The organism is Bradyrhizobium diversitatis (assembly GCF_016031635.1).
Classification (GTDB): Bacteria; Pseudomonadota; Alphaproteobacteria; order Rhizobiales; family Xanthobacteraceae; genus Bradyrhizobium; species Bradyrhizobium diversitatis.
The window spans coordinates 71,015-97,138 of sequence record NZ_JACEGD010000030.1 but is presented as its reverse complement, the minus strand read 5'-3'; the positions used below and the strand labels follow the sequence as shown (position 1 = coordinate 97,138).

The 26,124-nt window shown below is 65.0% G+C and carries 26 protein-coding genes; 12 read left to right on the top strand and 14 right to left on the bottom strand.

All coding sequences use genetic code 11. From position 1 onward, the window contains the following. Positions 1–123 precede the first annotated feature (123 nt). From H1B27_RS28680 to H1B27_RS28660, 5 genes are all read right to left on the bottom strand, one after another. Positions 124–1,317, bottom strand: a complete 1,194-nt coding sequence (locus H1B27_RS28680) for a M20/M25/M40 family metallo-hydrolase (RefSeq protein ID WP_197968385.1) — start codon at positions 1,315–1,317, stop codon at positions 124–126. A gap of 33 nt (positions 1,318–1,350) precedes the next feature. Next, positions 1,351–2,595 (bottom strand): MFS transporter, encoded by a 1,245-nt coding sequence (locus H1B27_RS28675; RefSeq protein ID WP_197968384.1) that lies wholly within the window; start codon positions 2,593–2,595, stop codon positions 1,351–1,353. Positions 2,596–2,705: 110 nt separating this feature from the next. After that, entirely contained in the window at positions 2,706–2,891 is a 186-nt protein-coding gene (locus tag H1B27_RS28670; protein WP_197968383.1) for a hypothetical protein, read from the bottom strand. Further along, a complete protein-coding gene (locus tag H1B27_RS28665) occupies positions 2,888–4,018 on the bottom strand; it encodes a PepSY-associated TM helix domain-containing protein (protein ID WP_061878318.1) in 1,131 nt (376 codons plus the stop codon). Before H1B27_RS28665 ends, H1B27_RS28670 begins: the two co-directional genes overlap by 4 nt. A gap of 21 nt (positions 4,019–4,039) precedes the next feature. Then, positions 4,040–6,043 carry a TonB-dependent siderophore receptor gene (locus H1B27_RS28660; protein WP_197968437.1) on the bottom strand — a complete coding sequence of 668 codons (2,004 nt, stop codon included), beginning with the start codon at positions 6,041–6,043 and terminating at the stop codon, positions 4,040–4,042. On the opposite strand from H1B27_RS28660, the gene H1B27_RS39830 reads away from it, so the two are divergent. After that, the gene (locus H1B27_RS39830) at positions 6,003–6,473 is read left to right on the top strand and encodes a hypothetical protein (protein WP_210343527.1); all 471 of its coding nucleotides are present in this window, start codon (positions 6,003–6,005) and stop codon (positions 6,471–6,473) included. The two genes, H1B27_RS28660 and H1B27_RS39830, sit on opposite strands and share 41 nt — an antisense overlap. After that, positions 6,470–7,150: a TetR/AcrR family transcriptional regulator gene (locus H1B27_RS28655; RefSeq protein WP_197968382.1), complete on the top strand. Its 681-nt coding sequence runs from the start codon at positions 6,470–6,472 to the stop codon at positions 7,148–7,150. The genes H1B27_RS39830 and H1B27_RS28655 overlap by 4 nt, the downstream gene beginning before the upstream one ends. 74 nt (positions 7,151–7,224) lie before the next feature. Here the strand turns inward: H1B27_RS28655 and H1B27_RS28650 are convergent, their stop codons facing one another. Further along, complete coding sequence (locus H1B27_RS28650; protein WP_082821971.1) at positions 7,225–7,494, bottom strand: HGGxSTG domain-containing protein; 270 nt, start codon at positions 7,492–7,494, stop codon at positions 7,225–7,227. Continuing rightward, the gene (locus H1B27_RS28645) at positions 7,491–8,093 is read right to left on the bottom strand and encodes a hypothetical protein (RefSeq protein ID WP_197968381.1); all 603 of its coding nucleotides are present in this window, start codon (positions 8,091–8,093) and stop codon (positions 7,491–7,493) included. The genes H1B27_RS28650 and H1B27_RS28645 overlap by 4 nt, the downstream gene beginning before the upstream one ends. A gap of 429 nt (positions 8,094–8,522) precedes the next feature. On the opposite strand from H1B27_RS28645, the gene H1B27_RS28640 reads away from it, so the two are divergent. Next, on the top strand, positions 8,523–9,506 hold the full coding sequence (locus tag H1B27_RS28640) for a Bug family tripartite tricarboxylate transporter substrate binding protein (RefSeq protein ID WP_197968380.1): 984 nt from the start codon (positions 8,523–8,525) through the stop codon (positions 9,504–9,506). Here H1B27_RS28640 and H1B27_RS28635 read toward each other — a convergent pair. Both H1B27_RS28635 and H1B27_RS28630 read right to left on the bottom strand, forming a co-directional pair. Further along, positions 9,493–9,975, bottom strand: coding sequence for an NUDIX hydrolase (locus H1B27_RS28635; protein ID WP_197968379.1), 483 nt, complete (start codon positions 9,973–9,975; stop codon positions 9,493–9,495). The genes H1B27_RS28640 and H1B27_RS28635 overlap by 14 nt on opposite strands. Before the next feature lie 67 nt (positions 9,976–10,042). Next, positions 10,043–11,017, bottom strand: a complete 975-nt coding sequence (locus H1B27_RS28630) for a lytic transglycosylase domain-containing protein (protein ID WP_197968378.1) — start codon at positions 11,015–11,017, stop codon at positions 10,043–10,045. A gap of 179 nt (positions 11,018–11,196) precedes the next feature. Here H1B27_RS28630 and H1B27_RS28625 point away from each other — a divergent pair, with 179 nt between their 5' ends. Next, positions 11,197–12,231 (top strand): L,D-transpeptidase family protein, encoded by a 1,035-nt coding sequence (locus H1B27_RS28625; protein WP_197968436.1) that lies wholly within the window; start codon positions 11,197–11,199, stop codon positions 12,229–12,231. Here the strand turns inward: H1B27_RS28625 and H1B27_RS28620 are convergent. From H1B27_RS28620 to H1B27_RS28610, 3 genes are all read right to left on the bottom strand, one after another. Beyond that, positions 12,228–12,503, bottom strand: coding sequence for a hypothetical protein (locus tag H1B27_RS28620; protein ID WP_197968377.1), 276 nt, complete (start codon positions 12,501–12,503; stop codon positions 12,228–12,230). The two genes, H1B27_RS28625 and H1B27_RS28620, sit on opposite strands and share 4 nt — an antisense overlap. 79 nt (positions 12,504–12,582) lie before the next feature. Continuing rightward, positions 12,583–13,440 carry a VOC family protein gene (locus H1B27_RS28615; protein ID WP_197968376.1) on the bottom strand — a complete coding sequence of 286 codons (858 nt, stop codon included), beginning with the start codon at positions 13,438–13,440 and terminating at the stop codon, positions 12,583–12,585. A 149-nt stretch (positions 13,441–13,589) separates the two neighbouring features. Beyond that, positions 13,590–14,780 (bottom strand): urate hydroxylase PuuD, encoded by a 1,191-nt coding sequence (locus tag H1B27_RS28610; protein WP_197968375.1) that lies wholly within the window; start codon positions 14,778–14,780, stop codon positions 13,590–13,592. 225 nt (positions 14,781–15,005) lie between these two features. Here H1B27_RS28610 and H1B27_RS28605 point away from each other — a divergent pair, with 225 nt between their 5' ends. Beyond that, positions 15,006–16,343: a PQQ-dependent sugar dehydrogenase gene (locus H1B27_RS28605; RefSeq protein WP_061878310.1), complete on the top strand. Its 1,338-nt coding sequence runs from the start codon at positions 15,006–15,008 to the stop codon at positions 16,341–16,343. A gap of 296 nt (positions 16,344–16,639) precedes the next feature. On the opposite strand, the gene H1B27_RS28600 is transcribed toward H1B27_RS28605, so the two are convergent. Beyond that, positions 16,640–17,440 carry an SDR family NAD(P)-dependent oxidoreductase gene (locus H1B27_RS28600; protein ID WP_197968374.1) on the bottom strand — a complete coding sequence of 267 codons (801 nt, stop codon included), beginning with the start codon at positions 17,438–17,440 and terminating at the stop codon, positions 16,640–16,642. Positions 17,441–17,697: 257 nt separating this feature from the next. On the opposite strand from H1B27_RS28600, the gene H1B27_RS28595 reads away from it, so the two are divergent. The 4 genes from H1B27_RS28595 to cyoD are packed head-to-tail and all read left to right on the top strand — an operon-like array spanning position 17,698 to position 21,545. Then, a complete protein-coding gene (locus H1B27_RS28595) occupies positions 17,698–18,531 on the top strand; it encodes a cytochrome ubiquinol oxidase subunit II family protein (RefSeq protein ID WP_197968373.1) in 834 nt (277 codons plus the stop codon). Then, on the top strand, positions 18,521–20,521 hold the full coding sequence (gene cyoB, locus H1B27_RS28590) for a cytochrome o ubiquinol oxidase subunit I (protein WP_197968435.1): 2,001 nt from the start codon (positions 18,521–18,523) through the stop codon (positions 20,519–20,521). Before H1B27_RS28595 ends, cyoB begins: the two co-directional genes overlap by 11 nt. After that, on the top strand, positions 20,521–21,162 hold the full coding sequence (locus tag H1B27_RS28585) for a cytochrome (ubi)quinol oxidase subunit III (RefSeq protein ID WP_197968372.1): 642 nt from the start codon (positions 20,521–20,523) through the stop codon (positions 21,160–21,162). Before cyoB ends, H1B27_RS28585 begins: the two co-directional genes overlap by 1 nt. After that, entirely contained in the window at positions 21,159–21,545 is a 387-nt protein-coding gene (gene cyoD, locus H1B27_RS28580; protein WP_028177683.1) for a cytochrome o ubiquinol oxidase subunit IV, read from the top strand. Before H1B27_RS28585 ends, cyoD begins: the two co-directional genes overlap by 4 nt. Before the next feature lie 319 nt (positions 21,546–21,864). Here cyoD and H1B27_RS28575 read toward each other — a convergent pair whose 3' ends face one another. After that, on the bottom strand, positions 21,865–22,653 hold the full coding sequence (locus H1B27_RS28575) for a thermonuclease family protein (RefSeq protein ID WP_197968371.1): 789 nt from the start codon (positions 22,651–22,653) through the stop codon (positions 21,865–21,867). A 200-nt stretch (positions 22,654–22,853) separates the two neighbouring features. On the opposite strand from H1B27_RS28575, the gene H1B27_RS28570 reads away from it, so the two are divergent. From H1B27_RS28570 to H1B27_RS28560, 3 genes are all read left to right on the top strand, one after another. Beyond that, positions 22,854–24,452, top strand: coding sequence for a GMC family oxidoreductase (locus tag H1B27_RS28570; RefSeq protein WP_197968370.1), 1,599 nt, complete (start codon positions 22,854–22,856; stop codon positions 24,450–24,452). A gap of 9 nt (positions 24,453–24,461) precedes the next feature. Next, the gene (locus H1B27_RS28565) at positions 24,462–24,911 is read left to right on the top strand and encodes a hypothetical protein (RefSeq protein WP_061878304.1); all 450 of its coding nucleotides are present in this window, start codon (positions 24,462–24,464) and stop codon (positions 24,909–24,911) included. 91 nt (positions 24,912–25,002) lie between these two features. Beyond that, the gene (locus H1B27_RS28560; protein WP_061878303.1) at positions 25,003–26,022 is read left to right on the top strand and encodes a S1C family serine protease; all 1,020 of its coding nucleotides are present in this window, start codon (positions 25,003–25,005) and stop codon (positions 26,020–26,022) included. The last annotated feature ends 102 nt before the right edge of the window (positions 26,023–26,124 follow it).

The window sequence follows — 26,124 nt, the reverse complement described above, 5'->3', positions numbered from 1 at the left end:
CGTAGGGTGGGTTAGCCGAAGGCGTAACCCGCCATTCTTCATATCCGCGGAAGCAGAAGAGGTGGGTTACGCCCCGTGACTGCGCTTTGCGCAGCCCAGCGCTAACCCACCCTACAACCCAACTCACCGCATCGTCGCGAGTTGCACCGCCAGTGCGCAGGCGCGGTCATATTCGTCGAGATTGATCCATTCGTCGACCGTGTGCGCCTCGTTCTGCCCCGCACCGAAGGTCGCGGTCGGAATGCCGTGGCGGACCATCCAGTTGGCATCCAGGCCGCCATTGGCCGTGCGGACGTTCGGCGTGCCGCCGACCGCGGACACGGCCTCGACCGCGCGCTTGATCACGGGCTGGCTGTCCTTCATGCGGAACGGATAATAGTCGGTCTCCGCCTTGAACTTGACCTTGCCGGACTTGCCTTGTGCATTCGTGACCTTCTTGGCCGCCTTCTCGAACGCGGCCTTGTAGGCCTTGGTGATCTCCTTGAAGAACTTGCCGTCATGGCTGCGGCTTTCGCCGCGCACATGCACGTAATCGGTGACGACATTGGTGGCATCGCCCGCCGGGCGGCCCTCGCCGCCGGTGACCGGGCCGACATTGCTGGTGCCCTGCCGCTTGCCCTTCACCACCTTGCCGAACCAGCCGCCGGCCTTCACATCCGCAAGCGCGAGCGCCATGATCATGGTCGAGGAGATGCCGCGCTCCGGCGCGACGCCGGCGTGCGAAGCGCGGCCGAAGATCTCGACGCTCCAGCGGTCGGCGCCGACCGCGCCGATGACGACGTTCGAGGCGGCGCCGCCGTCATAGTTGAACGCCATCACGGGCGAGCCGAGTTCGTCCAGCTTGACGTGGCGCGCGCCATAGAGCCCGCTCTCCTCGCGTACGCAGAACAGCAGCGTGATCGGCGGGTGATCGAGCTTCTGCCTGGCGAGCTCGGCGGCCAGCGTCACCAGCACGCCGCAGCCGCAGCGGTTGTCGCCGCCGAGCGCGGTCCTGGCTTCGTTGACGATCTTGCGTCCCGACTTCTTCGGCTTCGCACCGGCGCAGAGCGGCACGGTGTCCATGTGGGTCATGAACATGATGCGCGGCTGATTGTGCAGCGCGCCGCGGCCGGGCAGGTCGACGATGAGATTGCCGGTCTCGGTCGGCACGGGAATGCGGGTATTGGCATCGTCGAGCCGGATCGCCTTCGCCGGCACGCCGGCCTCCTTGAGCGCGGCGGCAAGCTCGCGCCCGATCGCCGCCTCCTGTCCGGTCACGCCCTCGACGGCGAGGAAGCGCATGAGGCGGTCGGTGGCGGCCTTGGTGTCGACGGGCATGAGTGATTCCTCTGGCGAGCTGGGCGCGTCATCCTATGGGCTTGGCGAGGTGTAAGCCAAGAAGATCAACACACCGAGCGCCAGCATGGCAGCCATGAACAGCAGCACCGCCGGCAAGCCCGCGAGCGCCGCCACCGCGCCCGTGACCGACTGCATCAACGCAGCGCCGAGGAAGAAGGCGAGGTTGACGGCCGCGAGCGCCTTGCCCGCGACTTGCGCGTCGACCAGCTGCCTGGACATGCCGAACAGCAGCGGCTGGGCGGAGGTCGCAAGCCCGATCAGCACGAACAGCACGAGGTCGTATTGCGGCGGCATCATGGGCAGGCCGAACAGCGTGGAGACCGCATGATGCGGCGCGCCGAACGCCATCAGCGCCAGCAGCACCGCCCCGGCCATATGCGAGCCCGCCACCAGCGCGCGGCGGCGACCGAGCCTGCGGTCGATCATGCCGATGCACAGGGGACCCGCGATCATCGCCAGCGTGAACGCGCCGAGCTGGTTGCCGGCCTCGACCCGCGAGAGTCCCTTGATGTCCATCAGCCACGGCCCGCCCCACAGGCCGCGCAGCACCAGCGAAGTCGCCAGCGACACCAGCGCCAGCGCGATCAGGCCGCGCAGCGGGCGCGAGAGGCCGAGCCTGAGCACTTCGATCATCTGCGTCAGCGGCGAGGACTCGTCCTTGTGCTCGGCCGGCTGGTGTGGGACCAGCGCGAACACCGCAAGCGCCACCGCGATTCCGCCGATCGCCGACATCCAGAATCCGGCGCGCCAGCCGTAGGCGTCCACCACGAAAGCGAGCGGGCTCGACGACAGCAGCATGCCGATATTGCCGATCGAGAGGATCGCGCCCGACCACAGCCCGAAGCGGGCCGCCGACAATTGCTTGGCCGCCAGCGTCATCGGGCACATCAGCATGCCCGAGGTGGCAACGCCCAGCATCAGCTGTCCGACGGCAAAGCTTTCCGGCCCCGTCGCAAACCCTGACGCGACCGCGCCGAACACGGTCCCCGCGAGCAGGCTCAGCGACACCGGCCGCACGCCGAAGCGGTCCATCGCCGCCCCGACCGGAATCTGCGCCGCCGCAAAGGCGAAAGGATAGATCGACGTGAGGCTCGCCAGCGCCTGCGGCTCGATATGGAAATCCGCCGCCATCAGATCGAGGCTCATAGCCGGAATGGTGCGCAGCAAGGTCGAGAGCATGTGGCCGCAGGCAAGCGCCACCAGCGCGAAGATCAGCGCGCGGGTGGCGGTGCCCGCGTCGTTGGCGGCTTTGGTCATGAGCGTTTCGTCCCGGCAAGGGTTTTGGCCGGGTTACACGATTTTGCGGGAGGCTGCCAATGGCGAAAGGTGTAGCGTCAGCGTGGGGGCCGCCTGACCTGATGTCAGGGCTATTGAGGCGGCGGCATCAAGCCCCGAACGAGGTAATAGAGACTGCAGACGCAGGGAACAGCCAGCGTCGCCCACGAAAGCGGCCACCAGATGCCGCTTTCGCCGATCAAGGCGGCCAGCAGGCCGAGCAGCGTCACGAGCGCCAGCAACGCGGGGATCAGCCACAGTGTTCGCCTCGACGTCATCGGGCAAACTCCGTCGCGGCCGCTCGCATGTCGGCCGCGGCCGTGCGGCTTGTCCGCCATCTCGCGAGCCAGAGATAGAGGCCGCTGGCCAGGATGACGATGGTGACGATATCGAGCACGGCCCAGATGATTTTCAGCGGCAGCCCGCCGTAATCGCCGAAATGCAGCGGCTGCGACACGAACAACGCGGTCGCATACCATGGCATGTCGCGCACCGCGACGACCTCGCCGCTGGCTGCATCGATGATGGCTGGCTTGAGAATGCGGCTCGTCAGCGGCGTATCGCCGGTGAGGAACGCCGCGTAGTGGGTTGGCGTTGAAAACGGGCTGCCGGGAAAGGCGAGCGTCGTGACAGTCATTCCCGGTACGGCCGCGCGGACATTGGCGAGCACCAGGTCAACCGGAGCTTTGCGATCGCCTTGCGCCTGTCCCCTGTTTTGCGCGGCCATGTCGAGCAACTGGTTCGACTGCCACATCAGCTCGATTGGCGCGGCCAGCGTGTTGATCACGCCGGTCAGCGTGACGATGCCGAACCAGGCCAGCGTGATGATGCCGAGCAGATTGTGCAGGTCGAGCCAGCGCAGCCGGTTGCTGTGCCGCTTGCGTATCTCGCCGAACTTGAGGCGCCGCGCGAACGGCCCGTACAGCACCATGCCCGAGAGGATCGAAACGGTCAGCAACAGCCCCATGCTGCCGAGGAACAGCGTGCCCTTGATGCCGGCAAACAAATCGGCATGGAGCCGCAGCATGACATAGATGAAGCCCTCGTTGGGCTGATCGGCGCTGAGTGCCTTGCCGGTCCTGACGTCGAACACCTTGTAGAAGAAGGTGTCCGGAGCAGACGTCATGCTGGCGGCCGTCGGTATCTTCACGATCGGTTTCTCGCGGTCGTAGAATAGATACGGCACGACCTCACCCGGCCGCTCGGCGAGCGCCTCGGCGATCATCGTGTCGACCGACGCGCGGACGCCGGGTTCGGCGACCTCGTCGATCGCCGGATTCGGTCCCAGCTCCTCGTGAAAGATGAGGGGCAGCCCGGTGAGACACAGCAGCAGCGCAAAGATGGTGCAGATCAGGCTGCTCCACTTGTGAATCCAGGACCACCATCGCAGCTGTCTCGCCGTCATGGCCGGCACAACATCATGCGATCACCACCTGTAGCGCAGGCCCGCCAGCACGAGGCGGCCATTTCCGAACTGGCAGTAGAAATTGGAGCTGCAGCTGGTGTAGTAGCTCTTGTCGAAGAGGTTGGTGACGTTGAGCGTGACCTCCGCGCCCTTCCAGGCTCGCACGAGATTGGCAAGATCGTATCGCACGGCGGCATCGAACACGACGTATCCCGGCGACACCAGGCTGTTGATGTCGTCGCCATAGCTGGGACCGACCGAGCGCACGCCGCCGCCGATGGTCAGGCCGGCAAGGCCACCGGTGAGAAAGCTGTAATTGGCCCAGAGCGATTCGAAATGCGTCGGCACGGCTTGCGGTCGCTTGCCGATCGCTGTGAGATCGGTCGATTTCGTCACCTTGGTGTCGAGGAAGGTCGAGGCCGCGATGATCTCGATGTTCTCGGTCAGCTTGCCGCGCGCCTCCAACTCGACACCGCGCGAGCGGATCTCGCCCTGCTGCACGCTGAAGCCCGGTATGGCGGACGGCGTCAGCGTGTTCTGCTGGCGCAGGTCGAACACTGCCGCCGTGAACAGCATGTCGGCGAAGGCCGGCTTGTACTTCAGGCCGCCCTCATACTGCTCCCCCGTCGTGGGAACGAAGGGCAGGCCGTCGGCACCGACGCCGATGGTCGGCTCGAACGACGTCGAATAACTGACATAGGGAGCAAGGCCGTTGTCGAACAGATAGAGCAGGCCGGCGCGATAGGTTTGCTTGTCGCTCTCCTGCGACGTTTTCGTCGCGGAGATACGGTTGTCGTTGCTCTGCTCGGTCCAGTCGTGCCTTGTGCCGAGCGTCAGGCGGAAGCCGCCGAACTTCATCTGGTCCTGGACGTAGAGTCCGGTCTGCGACAGCGACTGGTCGTTGTTGATGAACGGGAACAGCGTTCCCACCGGCTGATAGTAGGCGGGGTTCACGACATCGAGCGACGTCGCACCGCCGAATTGGTAGAGCCACGAGCTGTGCGAATTCTGCTGGTCCCAGCCGGCGAGCACGGTGTGTTCGACAGCCGATGTCCGGAAGTCGAAGCGCAGGCGGTTGTCGGCGGCGATGCCGTCGGCGCTCTCGATCGACCGGATCGCCGCGCGCGGAATCGTGCCGGCGGCGGTCAGCGCGCCCGCCATCTGCAGCGACTGGAAATCGGTGTCGACCTTGGAGTATCGCAGGGCCGAGTGGAAGCTCACGACGTCGTTCAGGCGGCGGTCGAACACATATCCGACGCCCGATTGCTCGCGCTCGAAACGATCGAAGCCGGGATCTCCGATGTTCAGGTTGCGATTGAGATACGGCCGGTACGCTGCCGGCGCCAGCGACTGCGGATAGAGCGAGTTGAAATAGCCGCCCTTCGGATCGCGCTGGTAGAAGCCGGACACCGTCAGCTGCGTATCGGCATCCGGGCGCCACGTAATCGCCGGCGCTACGCCGAAGCGCTGTTCGTCCACGTCGTCGTAACGCGTGCCGGACATTCGGCCGATCGCGCTGATGCTGTAGAGCCATTGATGCGCGGCATCCAAAGCGCCCTGGCTGGTGATGCCGCCCTGGACGCGGCCGTGGCTGCCGCCTTCGATGCGCGCTTCGTTGTAGGAAATGTCGCTCGGCTGGCGGCTGACCAGATTGACGAGACCGCCGGGGCTGATCTGCCCGTACAGGACGGCCGAGGGGCCCTTGATGACCTCGATGCGATCGAGCAGGAACGCGTCGATCGACGTGACCGCAAAAGCCTGGCCGCGCGGCAGCTTCAATCCGTCCAGGAAGCTGACGAAATTGGTGGAGGTGCCGAAGCCGCCGATGCCGCGCAGGAACACGCTGTCATAGCGGGTGGTTGCGTCGCGTTCGGAGAGGACGCCTGCCGTGTATTGCAGGGCATTGCCGACGGTCTGCGGGTTTTGCGCGTCGATCTGCCGGCGGGTCACCGTGGTGACGGATTGCGGCGTTTCCAGCACGGGCGTGGACGTCTTCGTCGCCGTCGACTGGTTGGTTGCAACCATCTGGTCGCGCGTGTCTTGCCGGGCCGTCGCCGATGCAGCCGCGGCGGGCGTGGCCCTCGCCGGCGCGTCGGAGTTCGTCCTCGACCGGTTGCTGCGCCGTGTCGCGCTCTGCTGTCGCTGCGATGTCACGTTGCGGGCCGACCGCTGCGCCTGCGGCGCGTCCACCGTCACCGGCGGCAGCGCGGTGTTCTGCGCAAATGTCGGCCCGTCCGGCGCAAGAAAAGCAGTCGAGCCAAGCAGCAGCGCCGCACCTCGCAGAACCCGCTGCGATCCCCCCGTCATTCCCATCGTCAAAACCCCACCCCAAATCCGGCGGGCAGGGTTAAAACAAAACGGGACGATAGTGTCCAGTTATGAGGTTGGCTTTTTCGAGTATTTAGAACTATTAAAAGTCCAGAAGCGATTCCGGATCGCGCAGGGGAAGGCATGAAGCAGGCAGTCAAGTCCGGCAAGCGCACGAAGAGGCGCATCGGTGAAGGTCGCGGCGGGCGACCGACCAAGGCAGAGGCGCAGGCGATCGAGGACCGGATCCTTGCGGTGGCCGCGGATCTATTCGCCCGGGATGGCTATGCCGCGACATCCATGGAGCGAGTCGTCTCGGAGTGCGGCGCCGGCAAGGACACCATCTACCGGCGCTATCCGTCGAAGCGCGCAATTTTCGATGCAGTCCTCGACCGAAGCCGTCGGCGCATCATGGCGCGCCTCGGCGACCTTCAGGTGAGGCAGTCGAGCCAGGACAGCCTCGCGCAGCTCAAGGAGTTGACGAACCTCCTCCTCGACATCAATCTCGATGCGGAGCTGGTTGCCTTCAAGAGGATCGCCGCCAGCGAAAGCCTGGTTGCCGCCGGCAGTCATGCCGAGCCGGAGCCGGATGCCATCATGTCTCTGCTGCGAACATCGGTGGCGAAGGCCCAGGCGGATCGGCACATCGTTCCGGGCGATGTCAATTTCCTGACCAATTTTCTCATCAACAGCATCATCGTGGGCCCGACCACGCTGGCGATGTTCGGATACAAGCCGCTCGCCTCGCCCAGGGAGCGGAAGGTGTATTTCGAAAAGGCATGGAAATTATTCTTGGGGGGAGCTGCCGGTCGGCGCGACGGGTGAGGGCTGCCGTGTTGCCGGGCGGCGGGCCGGACTTGATGTGCTGCCGCGGCCGCAGCAGGACGCGACTTCGGAGATCAGGTCATCTCTTTCAGCAATTGCTGCGCCTCATCCAGCAGAGAATCGATACGTTTTCGTTCCTGAATCGCATCCCTGGTAAACAGCCCGTGCTTCCATGCGTTCCGGTTTCCTCCTGGCGCTCCCGATCGCCGCGCTCCGCCGTGCATGCGACATCGCTGCTTACCCTTGATGGCCGGTGCGCGGCAGCTAGTCCCATTGCGGGTCATCGCGCCGCAGCGAAGGCTTGACTGCATCGACGCCGTGTTGCGGGCGTGGTCGCCGGTCATCGGTTCGCTGCTTGCATTGCGTCCGAGTTTGCGTCCGAGACAAGTACGCTCGCATGCTGCGTGACGTTGCCGACGATCGCTCGTCCGCCGTCCTGCACCGACAGGTTCTGCACCGTTATCGCGCGCTCGTCGGTGTTGCGGTGGCGGTTCAGCGCCTCGACCTGGGCGGCGAAGGTGCGGGAGAGCCGGGTCAACGCGCGGGCGATGCCCTCCTGCTGCGCAAGATCGTCGGTGCAGGCGAGCCGGCAGGCGCAGCGCATCGCGGCCATGTGCACCGACACCATCTGTGCCACCAGCAGGGCCTCGATGGAATCCTTCGGCGCGATGCTCCTGATCGTCGAGATCATGAAGGCGAGATTGGCCTCATCCGGCTTCTGCCCGACCACGCTGGCCTTGACCAATTGCCTCAAGATGCCGTGCATCGCATCGCGGTCGGCGGCGCCGAGCGCCTCGGCCAGCAGCCGCTCGCCGGCCTGCGGGTCGGGATGGCTGATCGCGATACGCCGCTTGTAGAGTTTTACGCGCGGGGTCACGGCGGGGGCGCTGCGATCGGATGCCGCGAGCGGCGAAGTGATGGGACGCGAGAGAGCTCTCGTCATGTGCTGTGGTCCTTCCAGCGGGCAGGCGCGAACGGTCTTCGCTGCTGCGCGCGAATGCGGATTTCGGGATGTCGATGAAGGGTTTGGGCGCAACCGCGTCGGGACGGCTGCGATGGGCAGGCCGTGATGCTCACGCGTGTTGCGATGATGCCATTATGCCACTGTTTTGCCCGACGCGACAGAATTTATTTTGCAAATCCGAAAAACTTCCACGGCCCTGCGCAAGCCTTTGTTCTGAAAGGGGTCGCCTACTGTGCATGGGGTTGTTTTCGCGCTTTTGTTTTGGAATCGGCGCGTACGTGCCGTGCGACGGAATGCCAACGTCCGAACCTGATTGCGGAATCCGGCGTGGCCGCTATTCATGATCCTCGAATGCGTCGCACGAACAAACATGCACAAGCGGCGCCAAGAGGTCTGGGGAGAAGACGAATGCAACGAACGGCCCGCCTGCTGGCAGTCATCGCCGGATTGTGCGCTTCTGCGCTGTCGACGCAGGCCCTCGCTCAGAAATACCCGGTGCGGCCGGTCAAGGTCATGGTCGGCTTCAGCGCGGGCGGCCCGGTCGATGTAGTCGCGCGCATCATCGGCGATCGCCTGAGTAACAAGCTCGGACAACCCTTCGTGGTCGAGAACCGCGCCGGCGCCAACGGCATGATCGCCGCCGAAGGCGTCGCGCGTGCGGACGCGGACGGCTACACCATGCTCGCTTGCAACTCGTCCACGATCACGCTCAACAAGACGCTGTTCAAGGACGTCCGCTATGACCCGCAGGGAGACTTCGCGCCGCTGACCACCGTCGTCTCGGCGCCGCTCGTGCTCGTCGTCAATCCCGAGAATCCCAAGACGGCCGACATCAAGACCGTCGCCGATCTCGTCGCCGCGGCAAAGGCTGCGCCCGGGGCGCTTGCCTACGGCTCGGGCGGCAACGGCAATCTCGCCCATCTCGCCATGGAGCTGCTCGGCCAGAAGGCCGGCATCAAGATGATCCACGTGCCCTATCGCGGCGGTTCGGCCGCCGAGGTCGGCATCCTCGCGCAAGAGGTGCTGGCGGTGTTCGATCCGCTCTCCGCCGTGCCGCTGGTGAAGGCCGGCAAGCTGCGCGCGCTGGCGGTGTCGTCGGCCGAGCGGCTTCCAGCGCTGCCCGACGTGCCCACCGTCGCGGAAGCCGGCTATCCTGGCTTCGACATCTCGTTCTGGGTCGGCTTCTTCATGCCGAAGGCGACGCCCGCGCCGATCCTGGAGACGCTGCACCGGGAGATCGTCACTGCCGCCAAGGATCCCGCGGTCGCGGAGAAGCTCGGCTCGCAGGGCGTCGTCAGCGTGCTCGGCCCGGCCGACTACGCCGCGAAGATCGCGAAGGAGACGAAGGAACTCGCCGAGGTCGTCGCGGCCGCGAACATCAAGGCGGAGTAGGCGCGAGGCGCTCGCCACTGATCAGCTGCGCCAGCCGGTCAAGCAACGGACGTTGTCCTGAGTTGATCCTCGCCTGCGCCGCTTCGAGCGTGAACCATGCGGCGCGGTCGACCTCCGGGAACGTCTGCCGCTTGCCGCTGCGCGGCGGCCATTCCATCTCGAACGTGTTGCTGCGAATGCTGGCCGTGTCGATGTCGAGCTTGGCCGCGAACGCGGTGACGACCTTTCCGCCGCGTTGCTTGACCTGACCCAGCGCGGTCAGCGGCACCGTCACCTCGACGCCGAGCTCCTCGGCAAACTCCCGTCGCGCGGCGGCTTCCGCATCTCCCGCGTCCGCATACTCGCCCTTCGGAATCGACCACGCACCGAGATCCTTGCTGCGCCAGAACGGACCGCCGGGATGAACGAGCAGAACCTCGATCTCTTCGCGCTTCCGATAGGCGATGATCCCCGCACTGTTCGATGGCATGGCAGGTTCCGTGCAGCAGCGATCCGGCTCTCCGGAGAAGGGGAGTCGCATATTCCAGCAGCGAACACTAGCCGGACGGACGTTCGCGCGATGCGAAGCGAATGGCGCGCGCCTTTGCGCCCTTTCCGGCGGCGCGTGCCGCGATCATGCTGCGTCCCTTGCGGTGGGCCGCGGCATTGTTCCGCAGCTGGGCTGCAAACCGCTTGTGCGCGCGGTTCGTCGTCGCCCGGGCGGCGATCTGCTCGGCCTTGCGAATGATGCTCGCGACCGAGGGCGTCAGGTTGACCGGAACCCAGGCGACGTCCTTGGCCTTGGAGAGACTGCCGATGCCTTCGCACGGCGCTTCGCGCGGCAGGTCGATCCGGATCGCGAGTGCTTCGGAGCGTTCGATCCAGTCCTCGGCCTTGGTGCCGGTGATGATGCGGACATAGTCGCGCGTCTCGCGCGGCAGCCCGCTCTCTCGGGCCAGCCATTTCTGGATGCGGCCGGGACCTGCGTTGTAAGCGGCGGCAGCAAGGCCGAGATTGCCGAAATCGTCGCGAAGCTTGCGCAGGAATTTTGCCGACGCCGGCAGCGCCTTCATGGGATCGAAGGGATCGTCGAGTCCGACCTCCGCGGCCGTCTCCGGCATGAACTGCGCGACGCCCTGCGCGCCGGCATGGCTCACCTCGTTGGACTTGAAGCGGCTCTCCTGCCAGAGCAGGCGGGCGAAGAAGGGCGCCGGAATGCCGCTGGACTCGGCGGCTTCACGAAGCGCGTGACAGAATTGCTCGGTTGGTGAATCCGGCGCCTGTACCGCCGGCTCGACGGCGCGCGGCGGCTCGATCACCTGCTCGATCACCTGCTCATGGGCAGCGTGCGCATTCGCGAGCTCGATGGCCTGCACGCTGGCGACGAAGAATTCGACCATCGGAACAAGTCGCGAGGCATGATTGTTCTGAGGAATGGTGGTGTGGAACGGTGATGCTCGCCGGGACGACGACGGATCGAGGTCGCACATCAGAATCAGGAATGCGGCGCAAGCCGCGACGACAAATCGCATTTGCGGAGACAACCTCGAACTGCGGGATGAATGGTCGGTGATGCGCCGGCGACAGGGAGTTCTTAACCGTCCGATTGCGGCAAAGCTGCGATCTCGTCGTTCCTTCGGTGTTACTACGGTGTTCCCGAAGAGAAACTCTCCGCGGCCTCGCGGGCCGCTTGCGAGTAGGATGCGCGATGATGATACGAGCGATGCTTGGCGCGGTGATTTCGCTGTGGCTCATCGGCCCGGCGCTCGCAGGCAATCTCGATCCGGCTGCGGTGAATGACGCTGCGCGTCCTCCGAAACCGCCGGCCACCGACAAGCTCAATCCAGCGGTGGTGAAGCTCCAGGTCCTGCTCGATCGTGCGCAGTTCTCGCCCGGCGAGATTGACGGCAAGCTCGGCGAAAACGCGCAGAAGGCACTCAAGGCATTCGCGGCGCAGAACGGCATCGCATCCGACAAGGCCATAGCGCCGGAGCTCTGGGACAAGCTGACAGCGGCGAGCGAGGGTCCCATCGTCGCCGACTACAGGATTGCCGACGCCGACGTAAGAGGCCCGTTCCTGAAGGAGCTGCCGGGCAAGCTCGAGGACATGAAATCGCTGAAGGCGCTGAGCTACACCAGCCCTCTCGAAGGACTTGCCGAGAAATTCCACATGAGCGCGGATCTGCTCAGGGCGCTCAACCCGGGCAAGGCCTTCGACAAGGTGGGAGAGACGATCGTCGTCGCCAACGTTCCGGCACGGAGAGAGCTGCCGCGCCTGGCCCGGCTCGAGGTCGACAAGAAGAGCGGGACGTTGAAGGCGTTCGACGCAAGCGGCGCTCTGCTGGCGTTCTATCCGGCGTCAGTCGGCAGTCCGGATCGTCCGACGCCGAGCGGCACGCTCAAGGTGACCAGCGCACACGAGAATCCGACCTATCGCTACAATCCCGACTACAAGTTCAAGAGCGTCAAATCCAAACGGCCGTTCGACATCGAGCCGGGTCCGAACAATCCCGTCGGAGCTTACTGGATCGGCTTGTCGGCGCAGGGCTATGGCATCCATGGAACGGCAGAGCCCGACAAGGTCGGCAAGTCGGCGTCTCACGGCTGCGTCAGGCTGACCAATTGGGACGCTCGTGCGCTCGGCGAGAACGTCAAGCGCGGCGCGCCCGTTGTCTTCCTCGATGCGCCGACGGATACCTCCTCGAAGCAGCAGGGCGGGCCCGCGGCGAAACGTGCCTCGAACTAGTCTTTGGGGAAATCCTTGCGCATCGCGATCTCGGCGGCATCGCCGGGCGACAGCACGGTCTGGTCGAAGGCCGGTTGTGGCCTCGTCATGATATCGTAGAGCGAGATGCCTTTGATCGGCTTGCCCATGAGCTCGCGGACGCATTCGGCGAGCGTGCCGTTGTAGACGAGATAGGGCGGGCCCCGGTCCTTCAGCCTCTCGCCCTTCAGCGACGGCCACTTCTTCAATTCGGCCGGCGCGTCATAGGCGATCGGCGATTCCTCTTTGAACATGCGTATGGTCCCGGCGACTTGGATCGCCGGGAATCCTAGAGCCGCCAGGGGTAAGCACCCGTTAAAGAATTAGTTCAAATCAGCCGGCAACGAAGGCGAGCAGGGTGCCGTTGGCCTTGGCCGGCGGCACACAGATCGCATCGCCGCTGCGGACGGCGGCTGAACCCAGCGCCTTCCCGGTTGCCGCCAGATCGCCGCTGACCAGCACCAGCGCGGCACCGCCGCGCTCGGAGAGACCGGTCAGCGGCACGCCGGGATAGCGTTTGCCGAGCTGGTCCAGCATCAGATAGACGAAGTCGGCGCGATCGCCGCCGGAAGGTACGGTGACCGCGCCGTCCGCCTCGGTTTTCGGCGCGCGGTCGATGAGCCGGCCGAGATGCGCGGCTTCCTGCGCCGGCTCGGGCGTTGCGATCAGCGTCTGCTTGATCCGCCTCGCCGCATTGGCGTGCTGCATCAGTTCGGGAATCCACACGGTCTCGCGCGTCTTGTGCTGGCACGCGAAGATGCGCACGCCGCCGGGCGCTTCCGCGGTCGGCCACATGAAGGTGCGGAATTTCGCCGCCGAGACCGCGCCGTCAGGCAGCGTGACCGGCCGCTCGAAATCGGTCGGGCCGATCGGCGCCAGGCCCCGTGCGCGGATCTCCTCCGCGCCGGCGGCGGAATCGACCGCAGTGAACGCGATGCGCTCGATGCCCTCTCCCTGCCTGTCGAGGAACGCGCGCGCCGGCGCGTTCTGCTCGGTCGCGGCGAGCACGCCCAGCAGCTCCATGTAGTCGGGATCGAACATGATGGTGTAGTTGCCGGTGCCCATATGCGCGCTGTGGGTGCCGCGCGGCGACACCGTGAAGCCGAGCTGCCGGTAGTTCTCGGCGGCCTTGTCGAGGTCCTTCACCATGACCACGGCGTGGTCGATACCGATGACGTTCTTGAGGGCCACTGTTCTTTCCCCGATTGCAAACTGATCCTGCGCCGCGCCGGCGGCCACGGCTCCTGTCTACGCCGGTTGGGCGGTCAAGTCATTTTCAATTCAGCAGGGCAAAGCGGAAATTCATTCCGCCGAATGGTCTGGCCGCGCAAGACGGCGCGTCAGCGCGCCTGCGCGAGATAGGCCGCGAGGACGGCGCGCTCCTCGCTGGTCATCTCCGTGATGTTGCCCGGCGGCATGGCATTCGACCAGGCCGCGACACGGCCGATCAGGCGGATGTTGCGATGAATGTGCTCGGGCGCGTCGAGCAGGATGCCCTTCGGGGCGGTCACGACGCCGGCCCAGACCGGCTCGGCTGCGTGGCACATGCTGCAGCGGGACATCACGATCTCCTCGACATTGGCGAGCGTCGGCTGCGCCGGCAGCGCGCCGGTCTTGACATCGCGCGGGCCGGCCGCGGAGAGGAACAAGATCGCGACCACACCGACTGCCGCCACGCCCCACGCCCACCACGGCGATTTGCGTCCCGCGTGTCGCTCGTTGAAGAAGTGGCGGATCACCGGGCCGAGCGCCAGGATGATCGCGACGATGATCCAGTTGAAGCGCGTGGCGTAGAGCAGTGGATAGTGGTTGCTGATCATCAGCACGACGACGGGAAGCGTCAGATAATTGTTGTGGACCGAACGCTCCTTGCTGGCCTTGCCGAGCTTCGGATCGGGCGCCTCGCCTGCGATCAGGCTGGCCACGATCTTCTTCTGGTTCGGGATGATCAGCGCGAAGACGTTGGCGACCATGATGCTGCCGATGATCGCCCCGATCTGGTTGAAGGCGCCGCGGCCGCTCAGCACGTGGGTGAAGGCGTAAGTCAGCGCGACCAGGAACAGATAGCCGCCGATGGCGAAGGGCAATTCGTGCTGCGCAAGCCCGCTGCGACAGGCGGCTTCATAAAGCAGCCACGCCAGCGCGAGGCTGCAGAAGCTGAACAGCCCGGCCTGGAATGGCGTGATGTCGAGAATCGCCTTGTCGACCAGGAACAGGTCGGCCTCGAGATAATACACCACCACCATCAGCGCGAAGCCCGACAGCCAAGTGGTGTAAGCCTCCCATTTGAACCAGGTCAGCTCGTCCGGCATCCGGCTTGGGGCCACCAGATACTTCATGATCCGGTAGAAGCCGCCGCCATGAACCTGCCAGGCCTCGCCCTGCACGCCATCAGGCAGGTCGCGTCCAGGCCTGAGGCTGAGATCGAGGGCGATGAAATAGAAGGAACTGCCGATCCAGGCGATCGCCGCCACCACGTGCAGCCAGCGCAGCAGCAGGCTCGCCCATTCCGATATGACCGATCCCCACATGATCTTCCCATCAGTCGCGACAGCGATGTCGCAGCTTTGATGACCGCAGCCGCACCCTTACAATGTGTCGCATCTATCTGCGATGTTTTCCAGTACGATGGTACACCTGATGCACATCGTGCGGGCATGAGCCGGCGTCGAATGCGGCGGGTGTTTGACTTGCCGCAGAACGTTTGCGGAAGAATGGCGTTGACGACCTGTACGTACAGGTGGGGAGAAGGCGACGTGAAGAACAGGACTCCGTACGCGGCGATATCCGCGGGGCTGCTGGCTGCAGTTGCAGCCGGCGCGCAGGCCGAGCCGGTGTTGCAGGGCAAGGATGCCTATGGCGACTGGCGGGCCGACAAGCCCGGCACCGTCAGGTTGATCCAGCCGCAGGATCTGGTCAGGCCCGGCGCCACGCGCTCGGTTGCGAGTTCCGCGCGCGTCGTGCCGCGTCCGCAAGAAGCCTCGCCCCAGGTGCCGGCAGGCTTCAAGATCGAGCTGTTCGCCGAAGGCCTGCGCGCGCCGCGCATCATCCGCGTGGCGCCGAACGGCGACATCTTCGTCGCGGAGACACGGGCAGGTAACATCCGCGTGTTGCGCGCCGGGGAGGGCGGCAAGGTCGCGACCAACGAGGTGTTCGCCAGCGGACTGCGGCAGCCGTTCGGCATCGCCTTCTTTCCGAACGGCGACAATCCGCAATGGGTCTATGTCGCCAACACCGACGGCGTCGTCCGCTTCCCCTATCAGGCCGGCGATCTCAAGGCGCGCGGCAAGGCGGAGACGATCGTGGCAAGCCTGCCGCATGACGGCGGCCATTCCACGCGCGACATCGCCTTCACGCCTGATAACAGGCGCATGCTGGTCTCGGTCGGTTCGCTCAGCAACGTCGCCGAAGGCATGGGAACGCCGCCGGGCGGATTGGAGGCGTGGTCGAGGGCGCAGCCGCTTGGCGCGGCCTGGGCGAGCGAGACCGAGCGCGCCACCGTGCTGGCCTTCAATCCTGACGGCAAGGAGCGGAAGATCTACGCCACCGGCCTCCGCAACTGCGTTGGCCTTGCAATCCAGCCGCAGACCGGTCTGCCCTGGTGCTCGACCAACGAGCGTGACGGCCTGGGCGACGACCTCGTCCCCGATTACGTGACCAGCGTGAAGGAGGGCGCGTTCTACGGCTGGCCCTGGTTCTACATCGGCAGCAATGAAGACCCGCGCCATGCCGGCGCGCGGCCGGACCTGAAGGACAAGGTGACGGTGCCCGACGTGCTCATCCAGCCACATTCGGCCTCGCTCGGCATGACCTTCTACCAGGGCACGCAGTTTCCGTCCGAATACCAGGGCGACGCCTTCGCCGCCGAGCACGGTTCCTGGAATCGCTCGAAGCGCACCGGGTACAAGGTGATCCGCATCCGGATGAAGGACGGCAAGCCGACCGGCGAATACGAGGATTTCGTTACGGGGTTTGTCGTGAGCGACACCGAGGTGTGGGGCCGTCCGGTCGGCGTCGCCGTGGCGAAGGATGGATCGCTGCTGGTGTCGGAGGATGGGAATGGCACGATCTGGCGGGTGACGCATTCGCGGTGAGCGACTTCTCTTCGCCTCTCCCCGCGTGCGGCAGGGCTATCGCATATGGTGTGAATGATGCTTCGGCGTCGGGACTGGGCTCCCTCTCCCGCTTGCGGGCAGGGGCAATCGCATGTGAGTTTTGCAGAGGTCGTCATGCCCGGGCTTGTCCCGGGCATCCACGTTCTTTGTGCTGCGTGGCAAGGCGTGGATGGCCGGGGCAAGCCCGGCCATGACGATGTGGAGACAGTCGGTGCCCATAGCCACATCTCATATGCGATAGCCCTGCCGCGTGCGGGGAGAGGCAGAAGAACGACCTACCCCCGCCGCACGCTTGCGCCGCCGTCCACCGGCAGCGTCACGCCGGTGATGAAGTTCGCCTCGTCGGACGCCAGAAACAGCGCGGCGTTGGCGACGTCCCATCCGGTGCCCATCTTCCTGCGCAGCGACACCTTGCTGTCGCGCTCGGCTTCGACCTCGGCGCGGGTCTTGTGCCATTCGCGGGCGCGGGTGTCGACGGCCATCGGCGTGTTCATCAGGCCGGGCAGGATGACGTTGGCGCGGATGCCGTACTCGGCGTTCTGATACGCCAGCTGTTCGGTGAAGGCGATCATCGCCGATTTCGTCGCCTTGTAGGCGACGTAAGGATACGTTGTGATCGCGGCCATCGAGGAGATGTTGATGACGGCGCCGCTGCGTTGAGCGCGCATGATCGGGATCACTTCCTTCGCGGCGAGTATGCAGCTCTTCAGATTGATCGCGACGACGCGGTCGAACGCCTCTTCGGTCAGTTGGAGCAGCTCGGCGTCGCCGCCGGACAGGCTGACGCCGACATTGTTATGCAGCACGTCGATCCGGCCCCAGCGCGATTGCGCGTCGGCCACCATCGCCTTGATGTCGGCAGACTTAATCACGTCGGCCTTGAAGGCCGCGGCGGTGCCAAGCTTCGCGGCGATCATCGCCACCGTTTCCTGCGCCGACCCCAGATGATGGTCGACGCATAAGACCTTCGCGCCTTCGCGCGCGAAGGTGAGCGCGGTAGCGCGGCCGTTGCCCATGCCTTCGCCGGGACTTTGCCCGGCCCCGACGACGATCGCGACCTTGTCCTTCAACCGCATCTCAGTTCACTCCCCGGCACGGGCACCATTCGCCCCATTATTTTCGTGCAGATTAGCAATCGCCCCGACCGGAGAGAAGGGCGTGGCTCCTGCGTGCATGTCATTGACATCACATGGAATTGCATATTGCGGCCGGCCTGTCGCGCATGACTGAGCCGTGCCGTGCAGGAACCGTTCTGAGCCCGCAGCGTTTGCTGCCGGAGCCTTTCCCGCGCTAGGCTCTGCCCCGGGGGCTCCCAACCGCCAGTGGCTTGCCGATGAATCTGCTCGATCCGCAAGGGCCCGTGGCTGCGGGCAACAGCACCATCCTGGTCGATTCCGTCTTCATCATGCTCGTGATCGTGGTGCCGACCATTTTTACGATCCTCGGCTTCGCTTTCTGGTTTCGCGCCTCGAATCCGAGAGCGCGCTACCAGCCTGGCTTCGTCTATTCCGGCCGCGTCGAAATGGTGGTGTGGTCAATCCCTGCACTCACGGTCATCCTGCTCGGCGGTGTCGCCTGGATCGGTTCGCACCAGCTCGATCCGGCCGCGCCCGTGCCGGGCACCGGAAGTCCGGTGCGGATCCAGGCCGTGTCGCTCGACTGGAAATGGCTGTTCATCTATCCGGACCAGCGCATCGCCACCATCAACACGTTGACGGTGCCTGCGGGCGCCGAGCTGAATTTCCAGCTGACATCGTCGAGCGTCATGAACACGTTCTTCATCCCGCAGCTTGGCAGCATGATCTACACCATGAACGGCATGGTGACGAGGCTCAACCTGCGTGCCGACAATGAAGGCAAGCTCCAGGGCCTGTCCGCGCATTTCTCCGGCGACGGGTTTCCCGACATGATGTTCGACGTCAACGTCGTCTCGCCGCTCGCCTTTCCGGAATGGGTGGCGAATACCGCGAAGACGGACGCGGTGTTGAATGCGGACAGCTACAAGAAGCTGATGCAGCAGGGCATCGAGAAGGGCCGACCTGTCTATCGCCTGGACGATCCACGGCTGTTCGACCTGATCGCGACCCAGCACATTCCGCCGGGACCAGGGCCGGAGCTCGCATCCGAAGCAGGCCGGGCGCACAGTGGAGGCCATGATGCTCGGTAAGCTCGATTGGTCGGCCATTCCGTTCGATCAGCCGATTCCGCTCGTCGCCGGCGCGGTGGTGCTGGTCGCCATCCTCGGCGTCCTGGCGTGGGTCGTGGTGAAGGGACATCTGTCCTATCTCTGGAGCGAATGGATCACCAGCGTCGATCACAAGCGCATCGGCGTCATGTACATCCTGCTCGCCTCCGTGATGCTGCTGCGCGGCGGCAGCGACGCCATCATGATGCGGATCCAGCAGGCGATCGCCTATCAGTCGCAGGGCTATCTGCCGCCGGAGCACTACAACCAGATCTTCTCCGCGCACGGCACCATCATGATCTTCTTCGTGGCGATGCCCTTCGTGATCGGGCTGATGAACCTCGTCGTGCCGCTCCAGCTCGGCGTGCGCGACGTCGCGTTTCCGACGCTCAATTCGGTCGGCTTCTGGCTGACCGCGACCGGGGCGCTGCTGGTCAACGTCTCGCTCGTGGTCGGGGAGTTCGCGCGCACCGGCTGGCTCGCCTTTCCGCCGCTGTCGGGGCTGGTCTACTCGCCCGGTGTCGGCGTCGACTATTACGCCTGGTCATTGCAGATCTCCGGCGTCGGGACGCTGGTCGCCGGCATCAATCTCGTCACGACCGTGCTGAAGCTGCGCACGAAGGGCATGAACTATCTGCGCATGCCGATGTTCTGCTGGACCACGCTGGCCTCGAACCTTCTCATCGTCGCGGCCCTCCCGATCCTCACCGCCACGCTCGCGATGCTCTTGCTCGACCGCTACCTCGGCTTCCACTTCTTCACCAACGAGGCCGGCGGCAACGTCATGATGTTCATGAACCTGATCTGGGCCTGGGGCCATCCCGAGGTCTACATCCTGGTGCTGCCAGCCTTCGGCATCTTCTCGGAGGTGGTGTCGACCTTCTCCGGCAAGGCGCTGTTCGGCTATCGCTCCATGGTGCTGGCGACCATGGCAATCTGCGTCGTCTCGTTCATGGTCTGGCTGCACCACTTCTTCACGATGGGGGCGGGGCCCGACGTCAATGCCATCTTCGGCATCGCCAGCATGATCATTGCGATACCGACCGGCGTGAAGATCTACAACTGGCTGTTCACGATGTATGGCGGCCGCATCCGTTTTGCGACGCCGATGTTGTGGTCGGTCGGCTTCATGGTCACCTTCATCATCGGCGGATTGACGGGCGTCCTCGTCGCGGTGCCGCCGGCCGACTTCATGCTCCACAACAGCATGTTCCTGGTTGCGCACTTCCACAACGTCATCATCGGTGGCGTGCTGTTTGGCGCCTTCGCCGGCCTGGAATACTGGTTTCCGAAGGCGTTCGGTTTCCGCCTCGACGAGCGCTGGGGCAAGGCCGCGTTCTGGTTCACCTTCCTCGGCTTCTACGTCACCTTCATGCCGCTCTACATCGCCGGCATGCTCGGCATGACTCGTCGCCTGCAGCACTACGACGTCGCGGCCTGGCGGCCCTGGATGATCGTTGCGGCGTTCGGCATGGCCGTGCTGACGATCGGCGTGATCTGCCAGATCGTGCAGCTCGTGGTCAGCATCCGCAATCGCGAGGCGTTGCGCGATCGCACCGGCGATCCCTGGGACGGGCGCTCGCTGGAATGGGCGACCTCGTCGCCGCCGCCGGTGTTCAACTTCGCCTTCAATCCCGATGTGCGCGGCGAGGACGCCTATTGGGACATGAAGGCGCACGCGAAGCAGCAATCGCTCGAGCATGAGCCGCCGGAATATCAGGATATCGAGATGCCTCGGAATTCCCCGACCGGATTCGTCTGCGCCTTCTTCGCCACCATCATGGGGTTCGCGCTGATCTGGCACATCTGGTGGATGGTGATCCTGGGCGGCCTCGGCGCCTTCGCCACCTTCGTCGTGTTCGCTTGGCGCGACCATGACGAATACGTCATCCCGGCCGAGGAGGTCGCCCGCATCGACCGCAGCAACATCCAGGAACGACGCAACCTCGTCAGCATGGCGGGAGCAGTCTGATGGCGATGACCACGACGGCCGACCACGCCCGTGCCGATCCCCATCACATCGGCCTCGTCATCGAGCATCCCGGCCCCGCGCCGAAGCGGATCGTGACCGCCTACGGCTTCTGGGTCTTCCTGCTCTCCGACATCGTGATGTTCTCCTGCTTCTTCGCGGCCTATGCGGTGCTGTCCGGCCAGACTGCCGGTGGCCCGAAGGGCGCGGAGATCTTCGATCAAAGGAATGTCGCGATCGAGACGGTCTGCCTGCTGCTCTCGAGCTTCACCTGCGGGATGGCCAGCATCGCCGCCGACGTGCGCAACCGGTTCTGGTTCTATCTCGGCATGACCGTCACCTGCGTGCTCGGGCTCATATTCCTCGTGCTCGAGTTCCGCGAATTTGCCGATCTCATTGCGCGCGGGTACGGTCCGTCGCGCAGTGCGTTCCTGACCGCGTTCTTCTCCCTGGTCGGCTGCCACGGCCTGCATGTCTCCGCCGGCGTGCTGTGGCTCCTCACCATGATGGCCCAGGTGTTCGCAAAGGGCTTTCGCGCCGACATTCTGCGCCGGATGATGTGCTTTGCGCTGTTCTGGCATGCGCTCGACATCATCTGGGTCGCAGTGTTCTCGGTCGTCTACCTGCTCGGGGGTGCGCCATGAGTGAGCAGACGCATGGAATGGTCAAGCACGACCTCGCACCGGGTGAGGAAGAGCAGCATAGTGTCGGCACGCGGGTCGTCGGATACGTGGTCGGCCTCGTGCTCGCGCTGCTGCTTACGGCGACCTCGTTCTTCATCGCCGGCACCGATCTGGTCTGGCAGCCCTCGATTCCGGTCGCGCTGATCGTGCTTGCGATCGCACAGATGGGTGTGCATCTCGTGTTTTTCCTGCACATCACCACGGGGCCCGACAACACCAACAACGTGCTGGCGCTCGCCTTCGGGCTGCTTGTCGTCTTCCTGGTGGTGGGCGGGACGGTCTGGATCATGGCGCATCTCAACGCGAACATGCCGCCGATGGACCAGATCATGCGGATGCAGTGATCACGCGCAACGATCGCAAGAAGGCGTCACGGGGCATCCGGAGCGCTGACGTTGCCGCGGCGTCATGGCTCGTCCCGGGCACCACGCCTCGGCTTACACAGCGGTGCACAGAAAAGAACGGCCGCTTGCTCGTGACAAGCGGCCAAGTCTAGGGAGGAAACGCCCGAGCAAAGACAATCGGGCCGGAGCCGGATTGTTGCCAAGGAAACGCTCGCGCTAGGCGCTCGCGTACGCATACAAATGCAGCAATTGCGGATGAAGTTCAATCCCGGATCAATACGGAGCCGGAATACTACTCACAGGTGTGGAACTCGCCCATTCACTTTGGCCGGCGGCAATTATAGGCCTTGCGGAAGCCGGCAGCCTGGGCGTCGTCCTCCGAGCAGAACCAGCGGTCGGGTCTGGTGGTCGCGGGATAGCTCGGGCATCCCCGCAGATGGTAGATGCCGATATTGCCGGTGACGCGGGCGCGCACCGCAAGCTTGCCCTTGATGCTGCAGCTGGGCGGCATCGTCAGTTCCTCTGGGAACAGCACGGCGCGAATCTCCTTGTCGCGGTCGGGCCGGCAGGCGGCGCCCAGGAGTGTGCCGTCCTTCTTGCCGGCGCGAAAATCTTGCGGTGCAACAAAACAGCCCTTCCAGATCCCGGTGGCGGCTGTCTTGGCTTCGGCCGCGGCGGGCTTGACGTTGGCCTTGATCGGCTCCCGGGCGACGGCAAAGCCGAGCCTGACCAGCTGTTCGTTCAAGGTCGACTTGTCGCCCTCGGCCGTGCAGATCGCCCGGTGTCGCTTGCCGAAGCTCTTTTCCGGCCCGACGTCGTCGCAGCGCACCACGCGTCCCTTGATCAGCTTCGTGAGCTGATCGCGGGCCTCGATGCCGCAGGTCCAGGCATCGGCGTGATCGTCGATGCAGACCTGGTCCAGCTCGGGCGCATCGACGCCGTCCAGCCGATACGTCACGTCGCCAAGCTGGATGGAGTTGCCGTCGCGGGCCGTCGCGGCGCCGGTCAGCGCCGAGGCAGGGGAGGGGGCGCCCAGAAATCCGGACAAGGCGAAAAACGAAATGAGCGCAAAAACGCGGGCGCTGGCAAAGAAATTTCGGAAGGACATACGGTCTCGCTATCGATGGGCTCGTGCGTCCCGTTCCTAGCATCGGGATGTGGCGATACCAATGGTCTGCACCCCGCGAAGCGCGACATTCCGGCCTCGCGGCTTTACTCGGCCGTCGCTCTGACCTTATCGTTCGCCGGCCTCGCTAGCCGCGATAGGCCGAATCGCCCGGGAAGCGGCGAGGGGGAGGAAAGCTTGCGATGAAAGACCCCGTGGACGTCCTGATCATCGGCGCCGGCGCTTCAGGCGCGGCGGTGGCGTGGTCGCTGGCCGAGACCAAGATGCACATCCTCTGCCTGGAGCAGGGCGGCTGGATGAATCCGGCGGAATATCCCAGCACCGGCCGGGATTGGGAGGCCAAATTCTACGGCGAATGGTCGTCGAGCCCCAACGTCCGCGGCCGGCCCGAGGACTACCCGATCAACGACGACAACTCCCCGATCAAGGTCGTCAATTACAATGCGGTCGGCGGCTCGACGGTGATGTACACCGCGCATTGGCCGCGGCTGCACCCCTCCGATTTCAAGGTGAAGACGCTGGACGGCGTCGCCGACGACTGGCCGATCGATTACGACGCGCTGACCCCGTTCTTCGAGGAGAACGACCGGATGATGGGGACGTCCGGCCTGTCAGGCGATCCACGCTCGCCGCTGACGCATCCGCCGATGCCGCAGCAGCCGCTCGGACTGTCCGGCGCCATCATCGGCAAGGCCATGAACAAGCTCGGCTGGCACTGGTGGCCGTCGGATACGACGGTCGCGACCATCGACTATGAGGGCCGGGCACGCTGCATCAATCTCGGCCATTGCACGCCGGCCTGCGCGCAGGGCGCGAAGTCATCCACCGACATCACCTATTGGCCGCATGCGATCCGCGCCGGCGTCGAGCTGCGCACCCATTGCCGGGTGCGGGAGATCACCACCGATGAGAACGGCATGGCTTCGGGCGTGGTCTATTACGACAAGGACGGCGTCGAGCAGTTTCAGCCCGCGCATGTCGTCATCATCGCCTGCAACGGCGTGGGCACGCCGCGCCTGCTTTTGAACTCGGCCTCGGGGCGCTTTCCGAACGGGCTTGCCAATTCGTCCGGCCTCGTCGGCAAGAACCTGATGTTCCATCCCTATGCTCAAATCTACGGATTTGTGAAGGAGCCGACCGACAGCAATCGCGCGCCGCCGACCTGCCTGTGGAGCAAGGAGTTTTACGACACCGACCTGTCGCGCGGCTTCGTGCGCGGCTACGGCATCCAGTTCGGCCGCGGCGCGGGGCCGGTGTTCGAGGCGGTCGCGAGCGAGCAAAAGGGCATTCTGCCATGGGGCGCTGACCATCATCGCGTATTCCGCAAGCTCAACGGTCATCGGCTCGCGGTGTCGGCGATCTGCGAGGATCTGCCCGAGGAGCACAACCGCGTCACGCTCGATCCCGTGCTGAAGGACAGTCACGGCATCCCCGCGCCGAAGGTTGACTATATGATCAGCGAGAACAGCCGGAAAATGATGGAGCACGGGCTGGCGCGCGGCAGGGAGATTCTCGAGACCGCCGGCGCGACCGACATCTGCATCAACAATCCGATCCCCTGGGGCGGCTGGCATCTGCTCGGCACCGCGCGGATGGGCACCGACCCTGAACGCTCCGTGGTCAACGAATGGGGCCGCGCGCACGACGTGAAGAACCTCTTCATCGTCGACGGCAGCATCTTCGTCACCTCGGGCGGCGTGAACCCGACGTCGACCATCCAGGCCCTCGCGCTGTACATCGCCGACCAGATGAAGCAGCGCCTGGCCAATTTGTTCGAATAGAGGATTGCCATGTCCGAGCAACTGACCCTCACGCCGCGGCAGCGCCAGGACTTGCGCGCCATCGCCGCGATGATCATTCCTCCGAGCGAGGAATATCGCGTTCCGGGCGCCGATGACGACATCATTCAGGCCGACATAATCGCAACGCTCGGCCGCGACACCAAACAGGTCGTGACGGCGCTGGATCACCTGGCTCGGCTCGCCGGCATGCCGCTGGCCGATCTCGAGCCCGCCGCGCGCGACGGCGTCGCCCAGCAGTTCCGCATCTCCGGCGGCGTCGCCGCCGCAACGCTCGTCCGCGTGGTGCTGCAATGCTACTACCGCGACGACCGCGTGCTCGGTTCGCTGGGGCTCGAGCTCCGCGCGCCGTTCCCCAAGGGCCATGTGCTTCCCGATGGCGACTGGACGCTGCTCGACCCGGTCAAGGCAAGAGGCGGCTCGCTGAGGCGAGCGCCCTAGCCATCTGGGCAGTCCAGCCCTGCGCTCCAGGCGCGCATCTTGCGCGGCAGGAAACAGGCCACCATCTGTGTGAGCCTCAAGGACTCTTGCCATGTTGGACTTCACCTCAGATATCGCCGATGACGCGCCGTCATCGCGAACGACGACGTCTGCCCCTGTCGGCGACGGGGCCCTGCTGGACGCCTATTCCAATGCCGTGATCGATGTGACCGACCGCGTCGGCCCTGCGGTCGTGCGTGTCGAGACCGGTCCCAAGGTGCCGAACGGCCGCGAGCGCGGCGGGCTCGGCTCCGGCATCGTGATCTCGCCGGATGGACTCGTCCTCACCAACAGCCATGTGGTCGGCACGTCGAAGGAGATACGGCTGCGCGACGTCGAGGGTCATGTCGGCGAGGCCCAGGTGCTCGGCGTCGATCCCGACACGGACCTTGCGCTGCTGCGCGCCAACGGCGTTCGCCATCTGCCTTATGCCGCGCTCGGAAATTCCAAGACGTTGCGCCGCGGCCAGCTCGTGATCGCAATCGGCAATCCGCTCGGCTTCGAATCGACCGTGACCGCCGGCGTCGTCTCGGCGCTCGGGCGCTCGATCCGCTCGGTCAGCGGGCGCACCATCGAGGACGTGATCCAGACCGATGCCGCGCTCAATCCCGGCAATTCGGGCGGGCCGCTGGTGTCGTCGAATGCCGAGGTGATCGGCATCAACACCGCCATCATCAACGGCGCGCAAGGGATCTGTTTTGCGGTCGCTAGCAACACCGCGCAATTCGTGCTGTCGGAGATCATTCGCCACGGCTACGTCCGTCGCGCCTATATAGGCGTTGCCGGGCAGACGGCACCGGTCCCGCGGCGGCATGCGGTGCTGGCCGGCGTCGAGAACAAGATGGGCGCGCTCTTGATGCAGATCGAGCCGGATGGACCCGCGGCCAAGGCGGGCCTGTTGCCCGGCGACGTCGTGATCAGGCTCGACGGCGTCGAGATCAACGGCGTCGATGATCTGATCCGCGTGCTCGACCGCGACCGGATCGGCCGGCGGCTCGCCATGGACGTGCTGCGGCTCGGCCGCCTGCGGGCGATCGACATCGATCCGATCGAGCGCAAGCCGGGGCGCTAGCGCGGAGCAGTGGCGAACACGTCTCCACAATCTCGTCATTGCGAGCGGAGCGAAGCAATCCAGAATCGTTCCGCGGCGACAGTCTGGATTGCTTCGTCGCAA